The organism is Mesorhizobium sp. Arg314 (assembly GCF_053714275.1).
The window spans coordinates 14,929-32,007 of the sequence record NZ_JBSKBP010000050.1 but is presented as its reverse complement, the minus strand read 5'-3'; the positions used below and the strand labels follow the sequence as shown (position 1 = coordinate 32,007).

Sequence of the window (17,079 nt, the reverse complement as noted above, 5' to 3'; positions counted from 1 at the left end):
GTCGATATCTGCATTTTGCTTGCTTGAACCTGCGGCGGTGACTGACATTTTGTAAAGCTCCTCTTTAGGATTGTGGCGTCTGAGGCCCTAGATGTTGCCGGACAATTTCGTGCGGAGCGCATAGATAAGAGTATGCTCATTTGCGGGTTGCTGCGGGGCCGCGCGGTCCCAAATGTTTCATCTGCCTGGGGATGGGCGGCCGCAGTCCACTCCGTGCGTTAAGTCTCCAAGTAGGTCGCCTGATGTTTCAAAGTCCTCGTTGATAGCTCGTCTAACTAAAATCAGTCGGAGACATCGGTCGACGCAGTTTGGTGTAGGGAAACCGCGCGTAATTAGTTGAGCATGCCCCCGCCGTTGACGACATAGATGAGCCCGCGCGAGACCGGCTCGGAAATGGTTCATTGCCTTGCAGGCAAGAATATGTTCCATGGTTCGGGTCGATGCCAGCGGTACGAAACTGCTGGCGGTCGTCGACCTCATAGCTGTGGGAGCAAACGACTACACGAATGCTATTGACGGCCATTGTCATCGTCGGTCCGAGCGAGCCGGACTTACCAGTCGCATTGGACCCTTGCGCACATAATTCCCATCCGACAGATGAACTATCCTACCGGTGACCTCCAGCGGGCCGCCGCCGAAGTCCGGGTCGCACTTGCCGCCTAGCTTGACATTGATCGTAGCACCGACACCGGCTGCCTTTGCGGCGTCGACTGCGGCCGAATCGTTTATAAAGCCAAGCACTGCGTCATTGATGCCGCCATCCAACATCGCCTTCAACAAATTGGTTCCATCGCCTCCGGCGCCACTGGCTGGGCGGTCGGTAAAGTCGCCAACCGGCAGCGGGCCATGTTCTCCAATTTTTGCAACGCCGCCCTGTAACTGGTGAGCCTCAATTGCGGCGATTGGGGAATCGAGCGGCATCAGATCGATGGTGCTGATGTGTCGCCCTTTCCAGCATTCGTCCATAAGGTGTTCGGCTAGCTCGATGTAACACGCCTGATAGCAATCTCCGGTAACTGCAGCCGAAGTGCAGGCCTGCGCAATATCGGCCCACGGATATCCGGCCTGCAGGCCCGTCTCATACAAGTCCACATGAGGAGTGGTGCGATAAGTCGACAGGATGGTGCAATGGCGCGCCATTTCATCGGTCACGTTGGCATGCATGTCCAGTGTGGTCGCGATGGAGATGTCCCACCCGACCAGTTTGCGCGTTCGGATCAGCAACTTACCTTCTGTGTCGTCCTGGGCGATCATCGCGCCGTGCAGAATGACCAGGATGCCGTCAATAGTCATGGCGTCCTTAAGCCCCGCCAGGATCACCTCACTGAGATGATCGAAAGCAGCGCTGGTTACCAACCCTGCAGGGACAGCAGCCGCGGCGAGCGGACGTATCAGTTCCAAGCCGTATTCATCGGCAGCGTCAAAGGCAGCTCCCCATTCCGTGCGCGTGCCACGGAAGCGTTCGGGTATGGCGGATCCGAGCACATAATCACGCCGCGTAAACGCCTCGATCTCGGCGCGGCTCGTGCAGAAACTGTGACTTTCGTGCTTCATAGACGCAACGAAGACGCGCATTGTAGATCACTCCCAGTAACGAACGAGTTCGACAGTCAGTCCGTCAAGCCGATTCCAATTAGCTTACTCCGTCGATGCCACTTTCCCACTCAGTGGGCACCCCAGCGACCTCCCACATAACGAGCCGCAGTCGTGGCATTTCGCCAGGTCATGCAGTCATTGCCTTTACTTGGTGAGCTTTATCGAACTTAACCGCTGCAGAAAGTGCCGAAAAGACAGATTATCGAATTAATCTATTCGAGTTCTGAATACGGAAAATTTGGGACATCTAGCGCGACCATCAGACTCGCGTGACCTCTTGTAACAAAGCGGAATTTGATCGATCTGCGCAGGTTTGAAAAATCTCTGTGTGGCGCTTCCCTACCGTGGTCACGGTCGCTGCGGTTGCTGCGGATGGACCGTGACATCAACTTATCGCGAATGTGAATGGATTAATTCGATAATCTTTCTTTTCCCCCTTATGCCCAGTGTTATGGTTCGTCCCTGGAGGAGCAAGGCTCGCCGCGATTATCTGCCTGAGCCAGAGCGATCCCGAGAAACTGACGGCGGTTTCTTGCGAGAATGTGCCAGTGACTTAAGAAAGAGAGGAACTACAAATGAAAATGCCCAAACTGCTCATGATTCTTGGCGTGGTCGGAACGTTCGCGCTGGGCATGCAATCCGCCAGTGCGAAGGATACGCTCAAGGTGGGAATGGATCCTCTTTGGGAGCCATTCTCCTTTCAAACTCCCGGCGGTGAACTGGCCGGTTTCGACTTCGAAATTTCCAATGCGCTCTGCAAAACCATGGATGTGACCTGTGACATCCAAGCGGTTGCGGGAGATGGCCAAATTGCTGCGTTACAGTCGGGGCAAATCGACGTTATCATCAATACCACAGCCATGACGAAGGAGCGACTTGAGAAGTTCACGATGGTTGGTCCTTACATCAGACCGACGTTTCGTTTGATGGTCAGCGGGAACTCCTCGATCGACGGGAGCGAAGCCAGTCTAAAAGGAAAGACATTGGGAATCGAGAAGAGCGCGTCAGCCATCGTCAAGTACAGCGGCGACACGTTTGCAAAGTTTATGACCGTCCAACCGTATGACCAGATCAGTGGCGCTGTCCTTGACCTGAACGCGGGGCGAGTGGATGCCGTGTTCAGCGATGAAAACCAACTCGTCTACGGCTATGCCAAGAAGCAGCCCCATGTCTACAAGATGGTTGGGCCAAGCATCAATGATCCCAGGTATTGGGGACAGGGACAGGGTTTCATGCTTCGGAAAGATGAAGGTGAGTGGGCTGCGAGGCTGAAGACCGCTCTCGACACCATCGTCAAGAATGGCGAATACGACAAGATTTCCCAGAAATGGTTCGGCCGCAACATTCTGAATAACTGATCGTTCGCGCTGGCACAGGAGGGAAACTATGAGCAAAGTACCTAATTCACCCACCCTAGTTTCCCCCCTTGAGGGCTACGCACAACAGGTCAGCGTAGCCCCCGGCGAGGTGCAGGATTTCAAGATAAGCGGCGCGGAAAAAGCGAGAGCCAATGTCGAACTACTTCGGTTGGTACATGGCGACCCGCGAGCCGGAGGACCCGGCTACAAGGTTGAGCATTGCGACTGGTTCGAGTCGGATGGCATCGTCCTTACGGAGCAACGTCTTCCACTGGGATCGTTCATTGAGGTCGATGGTTCACTTGACCTCACCGAAGGATTTACGCTCGCCGTCTGGTTTTTCCCCACTCTCCTTAATCGGGGCTGGCAAACACTTGCGGCAATAGGTGAGCCGGGGAATTTTTCGTTCGGTCTGTATCTTGCTGGAGATTCGATGCTGACTGCAGCGCTCTCTGGTTCCGGAAATCGCGCCGAGTGGTGCACGGCTCACGAATTCGTTTCTGCAGAAGAGTGGCATTTCGCCGCCGTTTCCTACGATCCAAAGACAAACAAGCTGGCGGTTCATCAGGCGTTGAGCCGTTCTATCGAGAACGCTCCTAGCAATTTTGGCGGCTTGATAACGACCGAAGTTGAAGTGCCATTTTCAACGATACACATTTGCAATAACCCGCTTACGTTTGCAGGCAGCAAGTCCGGCAACAGGCATTGGGGACACTTCAACGGGAAATTAAGCGATCCTGTGCTCTACGGAGGCCCACTAACGACCCAGCAGGTTAAGCAACTCGCGGATGGCTTCAACCCAGGCCGCATTCCAAACCTTATCAGCCATTGGAAATTTAATGAGCAAGTCGGTACGACGCTTGCCGTGGATGGGGTTTCCAATCGCCACGGACGCGTCATCAACGCACCTGCTCGCGCCGTCACGGGCCCTAAATGGAGCGGTCCGTGGAGTGGTGGACTGGCAGGTGTTCCCAACGAATACAATGCTATACACTTCCACGAAGATGATCTCGACGATGCGAATTGGGAAACCACGTTAAGTGTCGAGTTGCCTGACACGAAGCCCGGAATATATGCAGCGCGGGTTTGGAACGACGTCGACGAGTTGTTTTTGCCATTTGTGGTGCGGCCCAAACGACCGCGGGTTGACGTCTGCGTGCTTGTCCCCACGCTCACGTGGCAAGCCTATTCGAGCAACCGGGATCCGGCGCGATTCACCGATGACGGCGCGCTCGATCACGCTTTGTGTCTTTATGATGCTCACTCAGATGGGTCTCGTGTGTTTTATTCATCGCATCGGAAGCCCCATCGTACCGGCAATCCCAATAAGGCGATCCAAAACTGGGGTGCGCACACCATGGTGGCGGATTTGTACCTCACTGACTGGCTTGAGCATATCAACATCTCCTACGACCTGTATTCCGACCACGACATCGCTGCATCCAACGGCGATCTGCTGCCAGCCTACAAAGTGCTGATCATTGCCGGCCACTCTGAATACTGGACATGTAGTATGCGCGATCAACTGGATCGATATTTCGCGCAAGGCGGGCGATGCCTGTACCTCGGTGGCAACGGCCTGTATTGGGTCACATCGATCGATAAATTGAGACCGCACTTGATGGAGGTCCGAAAAAGTGGCGCCGGACTCTATCCGCCGTTCAAGGCCGAAAAGGGGAATGAGCACCATTCCACTACCGGGGAATTCGGGGGCACTTGGCTGGAACGAGGCAGATCTACTGCCGGAGTTACAGGCCTCGAATATGCCGCAAATCTCTTTGCGGCAGTGAAGGACCCTAAAGGATTTGTCCGGACGCCGGAGAGCTACTCGACCAAATTTTCGCCCTTCTTTGACAGCATCGCCGACGAATCCATTGGTAATTTTGGTCTGAACCTAGGTACAGCGGCTGCCTTTGAAATGGACGCAGTAAGGTTGCAGCGCTCTGGTTTGACGATCTTAGCGGAAGCATCTGAGCCGGGCAGTTTCTCATACTCACCCTTACCTCCGCTCAGTCACATTAGCTACATGGAGCATCCAAAAGGCGGAGGCGTGTTCGCTGCCGGGGCGGTGACTTGGACGGGAAGCCTTTCACATAACAATTACCAAAACAGCGTGTCGCAATTGACCGAGAATGCGCTCAAGCACTTCCTGTCCGTTCCCAGAGGCGAAGTCGTGATCCCGAACAACACATAATTCAGAATAATCAAACTCAGCCTGAACGCGACGGAAGCACCCGCCGCTCACGCCTGCTTTTTGCTTTGCCCATGCCCGCAGGGGCGCTTGCGCCTCAGCTTCGGCAGCGGCAGCAATCGCGCCCGGCCCGACGACACGCAGGAGCGCTTCCTCAAGAACGAAGCAGCGCCTGCTGCAGCGTTTCTGGCCGGGTATCGGTTCGCTGGGTGGAGGTTCCTGGGTGGATGTTCGATCGGATCCTCCGTACGAGTTGGTGCACGACTGCTCCGCACGTCGGCCTTGCCGCGCTGGGCAGCCTGGCCGAAACTGCTCCACGACACGGGCGCCCCATCGCAATCGCCGGAGATGGGCGCAGCATTGGGCTCTCACGCGAATCGGGGAGATGTCCATGCCGCGCCAGCCCACGACATACGCTGCGCTCGATATGGGCTTCGCGTCTCCGCCGGTAGCTCAACCCCCGCCCTACGGCGTAACTGAAACGGTCGAGGCTTTAATCGCCGCGCTGGATGAGTGGCAGGTCAGGCGCCCACCACGAACCTGCGCAAGCAGGTCGCGGATCTGGAGACCAGCACAACGGCACGCTTCGAAGCGTCGAGTAAGACGGGCAAGGAGTTTGTTGACCGGGCCGCCAGTGGGAGTCGCGTCGATCGCGTCATCACGCGGGTCAAGGTTGGTGTCTATGGTGCCGATTCCCGCTTCGTCGTCACCAACCTTGCCAGTGGAAAGGCCGAGACGCTGTTCGAGGATGTCTCCTCCCGGCGCGGCGCGGCCGAGAACCATATTAAGCCGTGGAAGACGCATTTGGCGGCCGACCGAACCTCCTGCACCAAGGCTACGGCCCCGCGGATTGCGACATAGACGATGGGGCGCCCACGCCCCGAAACGAACCTGCCGACCGCAATCCGCAAACCCCCACCTGCCATCGCGACAACTCCGGCGCCCGACGAGGCTCATCAAAAAGGCATCGGGACGGTGACCAGAAGGCGCTTCAGGCCGCCGAAAGCCGATCGCCGTGCATCAATGCGGCAGCTAGGCCAGCTGTCATTCATAAAGTTCCTCGATCAATTCATTACGCTTTTGCGTTTCAACAAAAGTGACAAAATCGCCATTCTCTTCCAGAAAACATAGAGGATATATGAATGGCGACTGTTAGAGCTCGATCGCACAGCGAAGGTAGGCAATATTTTGATCCTATCGGATTTCTTCAGAAAATCGTTGCAATTGATACCTGCGACCCCCCCGGAAAAGAGATCGAAATCGCTAAACTAGTGCACACGGAATTGCTCGCACTTGGGGTTGAAGCCGATTTAGATCAATTTCTGCCAGGCCGAGCAAATGTTCTCGGACGGATCCGCGGGACGGGGGGGAAGACTGCCCTGGTTTTCTCGTCGCATATGGATACAGTCCCCGTTGGGACTGTCCCGTGGCAGAGGTGGCCGTTCTCCGGCGAGGTCGAAAATGGCCGTCTTTACGGACGGGGCGCAACCGATATGAAAAGCGCACTCGCCGCCATGATTGGGGCGGCTGGCAAACTGGCCCAGGAATCCCGGCAAAAGCTGAAGGGAGACGTGATTCTTGCGTTCACCGCAGGCGAAAGTGCGAACTTGCTTGGGGCGCGACGGTTCGCAGAACAGGGCTTAAAGGAGGAGATAGGCGCATTTCTGTGCGGCGAGCCCAGCGATCTCGACGTGGTGATTGTGGAAAAGGCAGCGCTATGGCTGCGAGCGACCGCCACAGGTAGGTTAGGTCATGTCTCGGGGGCCGCTGGCGTGAACGCGATCGACCTTATCCACCAATTTTTAGCTCGTCTTTATGCGTTGGATCTGAAGGGCTCGCAGCATCCACTCCTCGATGAGCAAACTCTTCGAGTGGGTCGCATTCAGGGCGGCTCAGCAGTGAATCTCACCCCAGACCACTGCACAGTCGATTTTGATATTCGGCTGCATCCTGGTGTGGATCATAAAGAAATCGTCGAAAAAGTTTCGACGCTTGCGCCCGCTGACGTGTCAATCAGTATTTTGGACTTCAAGCCCGCCGTTGAAAGCCAGCCAGACGATACATTCGTCAAGCTTTGCGTTGAAATCTGTGGCCGTCATCGAGGTCTCCCACCGGAAATCAGAGGAGTGTCCTATTATAGCGACGGCACTGTTCTTTTGGACGGATTGTCTGTGCCGTTTGCGATCATCGGTCCCGGTGCATTGGGTCTAAGCGGGCAGCCCGATGAGTCTGTTTCTATCGAGAATGTGCTCAAAGCAGTCGATATTTATGAAGATGTCGCGCTCGCTTGGTTATCCTAAGGTCGAACATGCCTAACCTACCACGTATCGGCATCACGCCGGATATCAACGATCTTGCCGCCCCCGAAACCGAATATGTTGCAAGGCAAAATTATGCCGACGCTATCTCAAAGGCTGGCGGTCTCCCTTTCCTCCTCCCTTATCGTGAACACGTGGATGACTATCTAGATGCCATAGACGGGTTGCTCGTTACCGGCGGCATGTTCGACATCGACCCGGTGCTGTATGGCCAAGCTGCGCGCAAGGATTATGTGACGAAGCCCGCTCGAACAGATTTCGAACGGGCTTTGATCGAAGGCGCGTTACCGCGCGCAATGCCCGTTGTCGGCATTTGCAACGGGATGCAGCTACTGGCTGTGTGTCTTGGCGGGGTGTTAGTCCAAGACATTCCTACAGAAATCGACGGTGCACTTGAACATAAGGCCCTTCAATCGGCCACAATAGCTCACCACCGTATCGAGATCAGCGGTATCTCACGCCACCTGCAAATGCTGCGGGGTGAGGTTCACGAGGTAAACAGCATTCATCACCAGTCTGTTCTCCCCTCGGATGCCTACCAGGTGCTCGCGGTCTCTCCGGATGGGGTGGTGGAGGCACTTGAGAAGAAAGACGGCGGCTTTGCTGTCGGGGTGCAGTGGCATCCAGAATATGGCGTAGCCGATATCGACGCACTCATCTTCGACGCCTTGCTGGCAAAGGCACGAGAATACTCCCAGAGGAAGAAGTGACCAATGCTCCAGACCCCTGAGCAGAGTATCAGTTCGCCCAACCTTGCTCTTTTCAAGCCGTCCGGCAACCTGCTCGGATTCAAGGATCGCGGCTTGGCCTACGTCTCGGGTGAACGGCCCCTGGAGGATGGGGCAGTGAAATACACGGGTCGGGTCAGCGATGCGGTTTCGCAAGAATCGGCCTATGAAGCGGCAAAATTGCCGGCGCTCAATGTCATGAGCCAGTCGTCCGTGGCGACGGAAGGAAAACTGTCCACGGTGTCGGAGCTTGTCAAGGTGTCCGGCTTCGTCGCCTGCACACCCGAATTTACCAACATCCCCGCTGTCGTGAATGGCGCCGTGGACCTATTTGTCGAGGTCTTTGGCGAGCGTGGCCCCCACGCCAGATTTGCAATCGGCGTTGCTGCTTTGCAGCGTGGCGTCCTAGTCGAAGTCATCGCTCGTCTTCAGGATTAGGGTTTTCGATGAGCCGCATCGTAGTTCTTGGCGCAGGTGTCGTCGGCATGACGTCCGCCTACGCACTGGCAAAAAAAGGACACGAGGTCTGCGTCGTTGACGCCGCTCCAGGGCCTGCAGAAACGGGCGCAAGTTTTGGCAACGGCGCTCAACTCAGCTACTTTTACACCGATGCGATGGCCTCTCCCGCGCTCGCGGCGAACATTCCGAAATACATTCTCAGACTTGACCCGGCTTTCAGGGTTCGCCTAACGCTCTCCCCGGCATTTATCGCATGGGGCCTGAGGTTCCTTGGGAACGCAACTCAGAAGGCCTTCGAACGCAACACGACCGACATTTTGGAGCTAGCGCTGCAAAGCCGATCTGGAATCGCTGAACTCTCAGAGAAGCTGCAGTTCGATTACAGTAAAACCGGCAAGATCACACTCTTCTCCAGTAGGGAGAGCCTCCTCAAAGCGAAGGGACTTAGCAAGCTAAGGAATCAATATGGCGCCGGGCAGGTCGTATTGACGCGAGAGCAGGCGCTCGAGAAAGAGCCAGCGCTAGTGCACTACGGCCATTTTTTCGCGGGAGCGATATGGTCGCCGCACGACGAAGCCGGCGATTCCCGTCTGTTTTGCAGAAATCTTCGGGTTCTGCTTGAGCGAGATTATGGAGTGCGCTTTCTGTTTAACACGAAAATCCGCCACATTCAGACTCGTGCGAACGAGCTCGTCGGGGTCACAGCAGAAACGGACGAAATTCAATGCAGCCTCGCGGTGATCTCTCTAGGGGTGTGGACTGCGCCTATCGCGAAGACCGCCGGAATTTCGTTGCCGATCTGGCCCGTTCAAGGATATTCGCTTACTGTTCCGGCTCTGACCTTAGCCCCTGTTGCGAGCATCACCGACACGGCCCGAAGGACGGTCTTTTGCAGGATAGGCGACCGACTGCGAATTGCCGGACTTGCAGACATCGGGCCCGTCAATGGTAAGTTCAGAGCGGACAGGTTCCGCACCCTTCTCACCACCGCCAAGGGCATCTTCCCGAAGTCAGGAGATTACGACGGGGAGGTCCACCCGTGGACTGGACTGCGACCAGTCACGCCGAACAGCAAGCCGATTGTCGGCGCAACGAAAGTCAAAGGCCTCTATCTAAACTGTGGCCACGGATCGCTCGGCTGGACGCTGTCGATGGCGACCGCCGAAAAGCTAGGCGAACTAGTCGGGACAAATTCGGCTTATTGATCTTTGAGCTGGCCGGTTATCATTTACGCCGGAGCGGCACCCGATTTTGAAGCGTATTCTCAATCACCCGTGCCAATTGTTTCGCCGCCAACGATGGTTCTTGTTCGCTGAAGCTGATTTTGAGACCCGTGTGGGGGAGACGTGGGAGGCGGTGGTCGTTCACGATTTGCATGCCGCTACGCAATTCCCCCTCCGGAACCACGGAAACCGCAAGACCAGCTCGGACGACTTCCAGCACGCCTTCCAGACTGCTGCAGGTGACCACTCGTCGTGATTGAAGGTTCGCCCGCCTCAGCGTATCGAGAGCGACCTTGTGGTAGTTGCATGTGCCGCCGACGACAGCCAACGGAATGACTCCGTTGGCTGGAACCTGCCAATTGGCTGCAGATATCCAGACTAGCTTGCTTGTCTGTAAGAGCCCAGCGCGTTCCGCCTCTGGGTCGACCCGCAGCAGTGCGAGTTCGATATTGCGCGCCTTTAGCTCGCGCAAAAGGTCCGCAGACATTCCTGCTCTTATTTCGATATTTACTGTGGGGCGATGTTCAACAAACTCTGCGAGCGCTCGCGTGAGCGGAGCAAAAAGGTAGGAATCGTCAACTACGCCCACGACGACAGTTCCACTACTTAATTCAGGCCTGAATGCGTTTTCCATCTCATCGACCAGTGCAACCACCTGGCTCGCGCGCTCCATGAGTTCGTCACCATCATGGGTAAGGTGACAGCGTCGCGTTGTGCGAACCAACAGTTGCTTTCCTAAGTGTTCTTCAAGCCGAGCGATCTGCTGGCTAACCGTCGACTGGGTCATATTCAGGCGCTGCGCGGCTCCGGAGAAACTACCAACTGCCGCGACAGCTGTAAATGTTCGCAAAAGTCCGATGTCCATCTGCCACTCACTTATTCACAAATTGCATATATCGATAACAGAAAACGCGGAATCTTCAAGTGCGGCCTCTGATAGCACTACTGGCTGTTAGTCTTGGCTCGGGATTCCACGCCATCAAGGCCGTGTTCCCGGCGATGAAACGGAAACGGAAGGGTCGAACCGTCAACACCGCTTCGACGCTGGTTCTCGCCGGCGAAGTCGGTAAGACGGCATATGTTGCCGCAAAGCACGGCATTCTCGGGCTTACTCGAACAGTGGCACTGGAAGGCGCTGAACTTGGGATCAAGTGCAATGCGATTTGCCCCCGGTAGGTGTATGCACCGCTCGCAGCTGCGCAAGATGAAGCGAAAAGCCGCGGCTCGGTTTGTCTATCGATCAAACGGCCAAAGAGCATTTTCTAAATGAAATGCCGACCAAGCGTCTCGTTTATCCGAGTGAAGTCGCGTCGGCTATGCTATTTTTACGAAGTGAAACCCGCGCGATCGATCACCGGTATAGCGTTGCTAGTCGACGGTGGCGTCAGCGCTTAGCAAATCCGTTGAAAAATGCTGTCCTGGGATTGTGGTGATCAACCGGGCGCAGTCCTACAGCGGCCTGGGAGGCGGCGTAGATCAACTTGCTGGCGCTCATCTTGGATGGGCGGATGTACGTCACGTAATCGAATTCCGAAGATGTTAGATCTCGCGGCTTGAGAGTTTGCACTCGGATCAATAAGGTCGGCCGGACTCTCTGACTTTCCAACATGAATTGACGGCACCAGCGGCAACTTTCACGCAACAATTGAGATCATGAGCGTTATGTTCGACCTCGAAAGGCGCGAAGCCGCGCCATTGCTCGATACCATCCGCACCGCCGCTGAACGCAAATTATCGCAGCAGGTCGGACCGTGAGTTCGATTCCCGGCTTGGTAAAAAGTGCGGTTCCATTGTCGTCGCTCCCCAGCTCGGAAGGGCCCTCTCGCTGCCGTTCATCATTGAACGGAAGCTTTTTTTGCGGTGCAATATTTTAATCCCAGGTCCGACACAGACTTATTTATTTTACGAATAGACTGATGAGAAGCGATAATTTGTCTGAGGTCTCGCACAGCGTCATAGTCTTTCTAAGGACAGCATCGCAGTTTTGGAAATCCGGTGCGATGGTGAGCGAGTCTGGGCGGAGTTCTGTCAACTCACCTTAATGGACACGACGAAGAACAACGTCGCCTGCAACATATAAGGATCTAAGTTGGGCACATTCATCACCTGCGCGGTCACTGGCGGTGCAGACACTGTTTCTCGCCACCCCCGGATACCGGTCACTCCCGAGGAAATTGCGGACGCTGCGATCTCGGCCGCAAAGGCGGGTGCTGCAATCGTTCACCTCCACGCGCGTGACCCCCAAACAGGTCAGCAAAGCAGGGACCCGGAGCTCTTTGCGGAGATCATATCTCTCATCCGAGATAGTGACGCGGATGTGATCATAAACGTGAGCTGCGGCATGGCTGGCGACCTCGTCCTTACAGAAACGCCGGAAACAAAGCTTGGGGGACCCGGGACAGATCTGCTCGGTCCGATCGAGCGCCTTCGGCATCTAGATCGTCTGTGCCGCGAGCCGAGACTGAAGCCTGAGATATGCACCTTGGATTGCGGCTCCATGAATTTCGGCGATGGCGACCTCATTTACACGGCGCCGGCTACGTACCTTCGGCCAATGGCGAAGCATATGCGGTCGCTCCGTATAAAGCCCGAGCTTGAGGTATTCGAACTTGGCCACCTGGCCTTCGTAAAAAAAATGTTAGCTGAGGGTCTCCTTGAAGGGACTCCGCTGATCCAATTTTGCCTCGGAATCCCTGGTGGTGCGCCAGCGGAACCCTTCGTTCTCGACGCTTTCAAGCAATTGGCCCCAGCGGAATCGACGTGGAGTGCATTTGCAATTGGGCGTGATGAGCTGCGTTTCGTTCCGCTCGCTGTAGGTCAGGGAGGCAACGTTCGCGTCGGCCTAGAGGACAATCTGTATCTCGATAAGGGCGTCTTTGCCGATAATGACACGTTGGTTGGGCGAGCTGTTGGCCTTATATCTGGTATGGGCGGATCCGTGTTGTCCGCATCAGAAACCCGGCAGAAGCTAGGCCTGGAGGGACCGCGGGTTTAGAGAGCAACCCGTTTCGAAAAATGTCACCGGCGCAGCGCCGACAGGTAGCTATATTCGCTGCGCCGGCTATTCTCTATTGATTTGCGTTATGAATGACACAATTCAAGAACCTAACTTCTCGGTCTATGCACAGATGATAAAATCATCTGCCAATTGGCCGCAGGACCAAATAACCTAAATGTGCACAGGGCTGGGTCCTTGTCATTTAGAAAAAGGGGAACGAAATGCAGATCGACCCGCACTCGAAGCTCTCCGATTCTAGTACGGATTTCGTCCTGCGTGCTGAAAAGATTGAAAAACGCTTTGCGGATATCAACGTTCTTCGCGGAATTTCCCTGGAAGCGATGCGTGGGGACGTTATTAGCTTGATCGGTGCGTCTGGATCAGGAAAATCCACTTTTCTTCGCTGTTTGAACTTTCTTGAGATTCCTACGAGCGGGACTGTTACCATTCGTGGTGAGATCCATCAAGCTTCCGATGCCCTAAGTCGTTCTCGCGCAAGCAAACAAAAATTGCGACTGCTGCGTCGGGAAGTGGGAATGGTCTTCCAATCCTTTAACCTCTGGCCACACATGACAGCTGCTGAAAATGTCATTGAAGGTCCCGTGCGGGTTCTGAAAGAATCGCCGAAGGCTGCGCGGTCACGCACGCTCGATCTTCTCGCCCGCGTCGGTCTCGCCGATCGAGCAGATTATCGACCGTCTCAATTATCAGGCGGACAGCAGCAGCGGGTAGCAATTGCGCGTGCCCTTGCGATGAACCCGGACGTCCTGCTTTTCGACGAGCCGACGTCAGCCTTGGACCCCGAACTGGTCGGTGAGGTTCTTGCGGTCATGACCGACTTGGCGAAAGAGGGCAGAACAATGTTGATCGTAACTCACGAGATCGCATTCGCGAGAGACGTTTCTAACAAGATGCTCTTCCTTCGGAAAGGCCTGGTCGAGGAAGAAGGTCCTCCACGCAGTCTCATCGCATCTCCTAAGTCCCAAGAGCTTCATCGCTTCCTGGCCCGAATGCGCCACTAGGGATCAAGGAGCGAAGGAATGGGGCTATAGTTGGCCCGCAGGTGTACAAAGAGCTCGTGCAGAGCTTGGTGGATGAAATGAAAGCCGGTTTTGTGGAGGAAGCAAAGTGCGATCCAGATGAACAGTTGGTCGTAGCCTATGCCCAGGAAGTTAGGCAAACAATCGGATTAAACGAACAGGCTCCACTCCTGGAGCTAAGAAGTAGCGGCCTCATTTCGCTTCACAACGCCCTAAAACATATTTCGAGCAACGTAGCCGTTCGCGCCGAGCAGACTGACCAAGTGTCTTTACAATAAAACAAAGGCCGATCATCGTGAATACGACGTCCGACTATCTACCTTACCTGCTGCAGGGGATCGTGTCGTCGGTCGCTCTAGGAGGCTCTTCGTTTGCAGCGGCAGCCGTGATAGGCCTGCTGCTGGCGCTCATCCGTGATCACTCGTCGCCTCTGGTCAAGTTCCTCATATCGATCTACATCAGCGTCTTCCGTGCTCTGCCGGAACTGCTCACGATCTTTCTAGCGTACTATGGCTCCATCGGGTTCGCTCGTTCGGTCGGCATCCCAGATCCAAGTCCGTTTGCGGCAGCGTTGACTGCCCTCGGAATCCAAATTGGATCATATGCTTGTCAGATCTTTTCCGACGCGTACCGGGCCGTTCCACGAGGGTTGCTTGAAGCCGCAGTGGCGGTGGGAATGCCGGGGTATCTTGTAAATGTTCGGATAGCGATCCCGCTGATGCTTAGGTTGGCCGCTCCCAGTTTGGGAAGTTTACTGCTGGTCGTAATCAAGTTGACGGCGATCGCTTCCGCCATTGGCGTCACTGAACTTACACGCCGTGCGCAGATCGTTGCGGGTGCGACGCACGATCCATTGCCTGCGTTCGCTTATGCAGCCGCTGTCTACCTGGTCGTTGCTGCCATTTTGACGATCTTTCAACGCCGACTTGAGATTGCGAAGCAACTGTAATGTTTGACCTGCTTTTACATTCGGAACTGTGGCTACAGATCGCTCGCGGGATCCCTATTACGATCGCGCTCACAACTCTCGCTATGGTTTTCGGGCTGATATTGGGTGGCGGAGTGGCGGTACTCGTGAATAGCGACAATTGCGCTCTGAAATGGACTGGGGAAGGGTTCACATTCTCATTTCGGGCAATTCCGCTTCTGACACTGCTCTATTTTCTGTACTACGGTCTGCCGAACATTGGCTTCATCCGACAAGGGCCGCTCTGGGACGTATTTTTCCGGTATTCGTTTGCTATCGCCGTCTTGGGTTTTAGCCTTAACAACGCGGCGTATCTGGCAGAAGTTCTCCGAGGTGGAATTAAATCAGTGACACGAGGCCAAATCGAGGCGTGTATGGCTGTGGGAATGACCGATGGCATGGCCCTTCGTCGTGTGGTGCTTCCGATTGCTTTCCGCAATTCCGTCATGACGATTGGGAACGAGTTGGTTGCCACCCTCAAAGCCACGTCGCTCGCAAGTGCAATCGCCGTCTCCGACGTCTTGAGTAACGCGAATTCCTACGGGATGATTTACTCGGACAATATATCGCCCTTAATCGCAGCCGGTGGTTTTTACCTGATCATGGTTGGTCTCATCGATTTAGGGCTTGCTATCATCAGAAAAAGAGCGGCGATGTAAGTCGGGCAGCCAACCGACCGGCATAGCGACCAGTGTCGAGCCGGTGGCGGCAGGTTACCCCGAGCTGTTCTACGGACGGAGAAACTACGCTTTGAATCAACTAGATGACGTTCTTGGTGACAGACGAGATTGGAGTGATGACGTGCACAAAGTATTCAACAGCCCCACTACCGCGCTCGAAGGGCTTTTATTCGACGACATGTTCATTGCCGCGGGTGGTTTCGGCCTATGTGGAATTCCGGAATTGTTGATCGATGCCATCCGCAAGGCCGGCACCAAAGACCTGACGATCGCGTCGAACAATTGCGGTGTTGACGATTTCGGCCTCGGCGTGTTGCTGAAAACAAAGCAGATCAGGAAGATGATCTCGTCTTATGTCGGAGAGAACGCCGAGTTCATGCGCCAGTATCTGAACGGCGAGCTGGAGCTGGAGTTCAATCCGCAGGGAACGCTTGCCGAGCGGATGCGCGCCGGCGGCGCGGGCATTGCCGGCTTCTACACCAAGACCGCCGTCGGCACGGTAGTCGCCGAAGGCAAGGAGGTGAAGACCTTCAACGGCGAGAGCTACGTGCTCGAGAGCGGCATCGTGGCCGACCTTTCGATCGTCAAGGCCTGGAAGGCCGACACATCAGGCAATCTTGTCTTCCGCAAGACCGCCCGCAACTTCAATCCGCCAGCGGCGACATGTGGCAAGGTCTGCGTGGCGGAAGTCGAGGAGATCGTGCCCTCCGGCAGCCTCGATCCCGATCACATCCACCTGCCGGGGATCTATGTGCATCGCCTGATCCAGGGCAAACACGAGAAGCGCATCGAACAGCGCACCACGCGCGCGGCAGCCTGAGGGCAGGGGAGGAGAGCAGATGGCCTGGGAAAGGAATGAGATGGCAGCCCGTGCTGCCCGCGAGCTTGAAGACGGCACCTATGTCAATCTCGGCATCGGCATTCCGACCTTGGTGGCCAACTATATCCCGGACGGCGTTCATGTGACGCTGCAGTCGGAGAACGGCCTGCTCGGTATCGGTCCGTTCCCGACCGAAGACGAGATCGATGCCGACCTCATCAATGCCGGCAAGCAGACGGTGACGGCCTTGCCGCACTCAGCCTTCTTCGATTCAGCGCAAAGCTTCGCGATGATCCGCGGCGGCAAGATCGCCATGGCGATCCTGGGAGCGATGGAGGTTGCCGAGAATGGCGATCTCGCCAACTGGATGGTCCCCGGCAAGCTAGTCAAGGGCATGGGCGGCGCCATGGACCTGGTCGCCGGCGTCAAACGTGTCGTCGTTGTCATGGACCACACCAACAAGGCCGGTGACTCCAAGGTGCTGAAGGCATGCACCCTGCCGCTGACCGGGCAGAGCGTCGTCGATCGGATCATCACCAATCTTGGTGTGCTCGACGTTGTTGATGGCGGACTGAAGCTGGTCGAGCTTGCCGGCGGCGTCAGCGACGGCGAGATCCGCAGCGCCACCGAGGCGACCATCATCAACTAAGGTGGCGGTGATTATAGAAGACGCTGGGGCCGGCCTCTGCGGTCTTCGCAAG

The 17,079-nt window shown here is 55.7% G+C and carries 14 protein-coding genes and 2 pseudogenes; 14 read left to right on the top strand and 2 right to left on the bottom strand.

The window, feature by feature from the left end; all coding sequences use genetic code 11:
* Positions 1–271: 271 nt before the first annotated feature.
* A pseudogene (locus ACWGS9_RS30095) lies at positions 272–1,575 on the bottom strand (M81 family metallopeptidase).
* A gap of 596 nt (positions 1,576–2,171) precedes the next feature.
* On the opposite strand from ACWGS9_RS30095, the gene ACWGS9_RS30090 reads away from it, so the two are divergent.
* The 7 genes and pseudogenes from ACWGS9_RS30090 to ACWGS9_RS30060 all read left to right on the top strand — a co-directional run bounded on the left by ACWGS9_RS30090 (position 2,172) and on the right by ACWGS9_RS30060 (position 9,855).
* Entirely contained in the window at positions 2,172–2,954 is a 783-nt protein-coding gene (locus tag ACWGS9_RS30090) for a substrate-binding periplasmic protein (protein WP_454508654.1), read from the top strand.
* A gap of 28 nt (positions 2,955–2,982) precedes the next feature.
* Positions 2,983–5,148, top strand: coding sequence for a N,N-dimethylformamidase beta subunit family domain-containing protein (locus ACWGS9_RS30085; protein WP_454508653.1), 2,166 nt, complete (start codon positions 2,983–2,985; stop codon positions 5,146–5,148).
* Positions 5,149–5,658: 510 nt separating this feature from the next.
* Positions 5,659–5,988: pseudogene (locus tag ACWGS9_RS30080) on the top strand (transposase); the annotation flags it as partial.
* A 299-nt stretch (positions 5,989–6,287) separates the two neighbouring features.
* Positions 6,288–7,445 carry a M20 family metallopeptidase gene (locus ACWGS9_RS30075; protein ID WP_454508652.1) on the top strand — a complete coding sequence of 386 codons (1,158 nt, stop codon included), beginning with the start codon at positions 6,288–6,290 and terminating at the stop codon, positions 7,443–7,445.
* Positions 7,446–7,453: 8 nt separating this feature from the next.
* Positions 7,454–8,173 carry a gamma-glutamyl-gamma-aminobutyrate hydrolase family protein gene (locus tag ACWGS9_RS30070; RefSeq protein WP_454508651.1) on the top strand — a complete coding sequence of 240 codons (720 nt, stop codon included), beginning with the start codon at positions 7,454–7,456 and terminating at the stop codon, positions 8,171–8,173.
* A gap of 3 nt (positions 8,174–8,176) precedes the next feature.
* Positions 8,177–8,629: a RidA family protein gene (locus ACWGS9_RS30065; RefSeq protein WP_454508650.1), complete on the top strand. Its 453-nt coding sequence runs from the start codon at positions 8,177–8,179 to the stop codon at positions 8,627–8,629.
* Positions 8,630–8,637: 8 nt separating this feature from the next.
* Positions 8,638–9,855, top strand: coding sequence for an FAD-dependent oxidoreductase (locus ACWGS9_RS30060; RefSeq protein WP_454508649.1), 1,218 nt, complete (start codon positions 8,638–8,640; stop codon positions 9,853–9,855).
* Positions 9,856–9,874: 19 nt separating this feature from the next.
* Here the strand turns inward: ACWGS9_RS30060 and ACWGS9_RS30055 are convergent, their stop codons facing one another.
* Positions 9,875–10,738, bottom strand: a complete 864-nt coding sequence (locus ACWGS9_RS30055; RefSeq protein ID WP_454508648.1) for a LysR family transcriptional regulator — start codon at positions 10,736–10,738, stop codon at positions 9,875–9,877.
* A gap of 59 nt (positions 10,739–10,797) precedes the next feature.
* Between ACWGS9_RS30055 and ACWGS9_RS30050 the strand changes: the two genes are divergently transcribed.
* The 7 genes from ACWGS9_RS30050 to ACWGS9_RS30020 all read left to right on the top strand — a co-directional run bounded on the left by ACWGS9_RS30050 (position 10,798) and on the right by ACWGS9_RS30020 (position 17,027).
* Positions 10,798–11,049 (top strand): SDR family NAD(P)-dependent oxidoreductase, encoded by a 252-nt coding sequence (locus ACWGS9_RS30050; RefSeq protein WP_454508647.1) that lies wholly within the window; start codon positions 10,798–10,800, stop codon positions 11,047–11,049.
* 913 nt (positions 11,050–11,962) lie between these two features.
* Positions 11,963–12,868, top strand: coding sequence for a beta-keto acid cleavage family enzyme (locus tag ACWGS9_RS30045; RefSeq protein WP_454508646.1), 906 nt, complete (start codon positions 11,963–11,965; stop codon positions 12,866–12,868).
* 224 nt (positions 12,869–13,092) lie between these two features.
* The gene (locus tag ACWGS9_RS30040; protein WP_454508645.1) at positions 13,093–13,893 is read left to right on the top strand and encodes an amino acid ABC transporter ATP-binding protein; all 801 of its coding nucleotides are present in this window, start codon (positions 13,093–13,095) and stop codon (positions 13,891–13,893) included.
* 313 nt (positions 13,894–14,206) lie between these two features.
* Complete coding sequence (locus tag ACWGS9_RS30035; RefSeq protein ID WP_454508644.1) at positions 14,207–14,860, top strand: amino acid ABC transporter permease; 654 nt, start codon at positions 14,207–14,209, stop codon at positions 14,858–14,860.
* Positions 14,860–15,537 (top strand): ABC transporter permease subunit, encoded by a 678-nt coding sequence (locus ACWGS9_RS30030; protein WP_454508643.1) that lies wholly within the window; start codon positions 14,860–14,862, stop codon positions 15,535–15,537. Before ACWGS9_RS30035 ends, ACWGS9_RS30030 begins: the two co-directional genes overlap by 1 nt.
* A gap of 142 nt (positions 15,538–15,679) precedes the next feature.
* Positions 15,680–16,378: a CoA transferase subunit A gene (locus ACWGS9_RS30025; protein ID WP_454508656.1), complete on the top strand. Its 699-nt coding sequence runs from the start codon at positions 15,680–15,682 to the stop codon at positions 16,376–16,378.
* Between the two features lie 19 nt (positions 16,379–16,397).
* Positions 16,398–17,027, top strand: a complete 630-nt coding sequence (locus tag ACWGS9_RS30020) for a 3-oxoacid CoA-transferase subunit B (RefSeq protein WP_454508642.1) — start codon at positions 16,398–16,400, stop codon at positions 17,025–17,027.
* Positions 17,028–17,079: the final 52 nt, after the last annotated feature.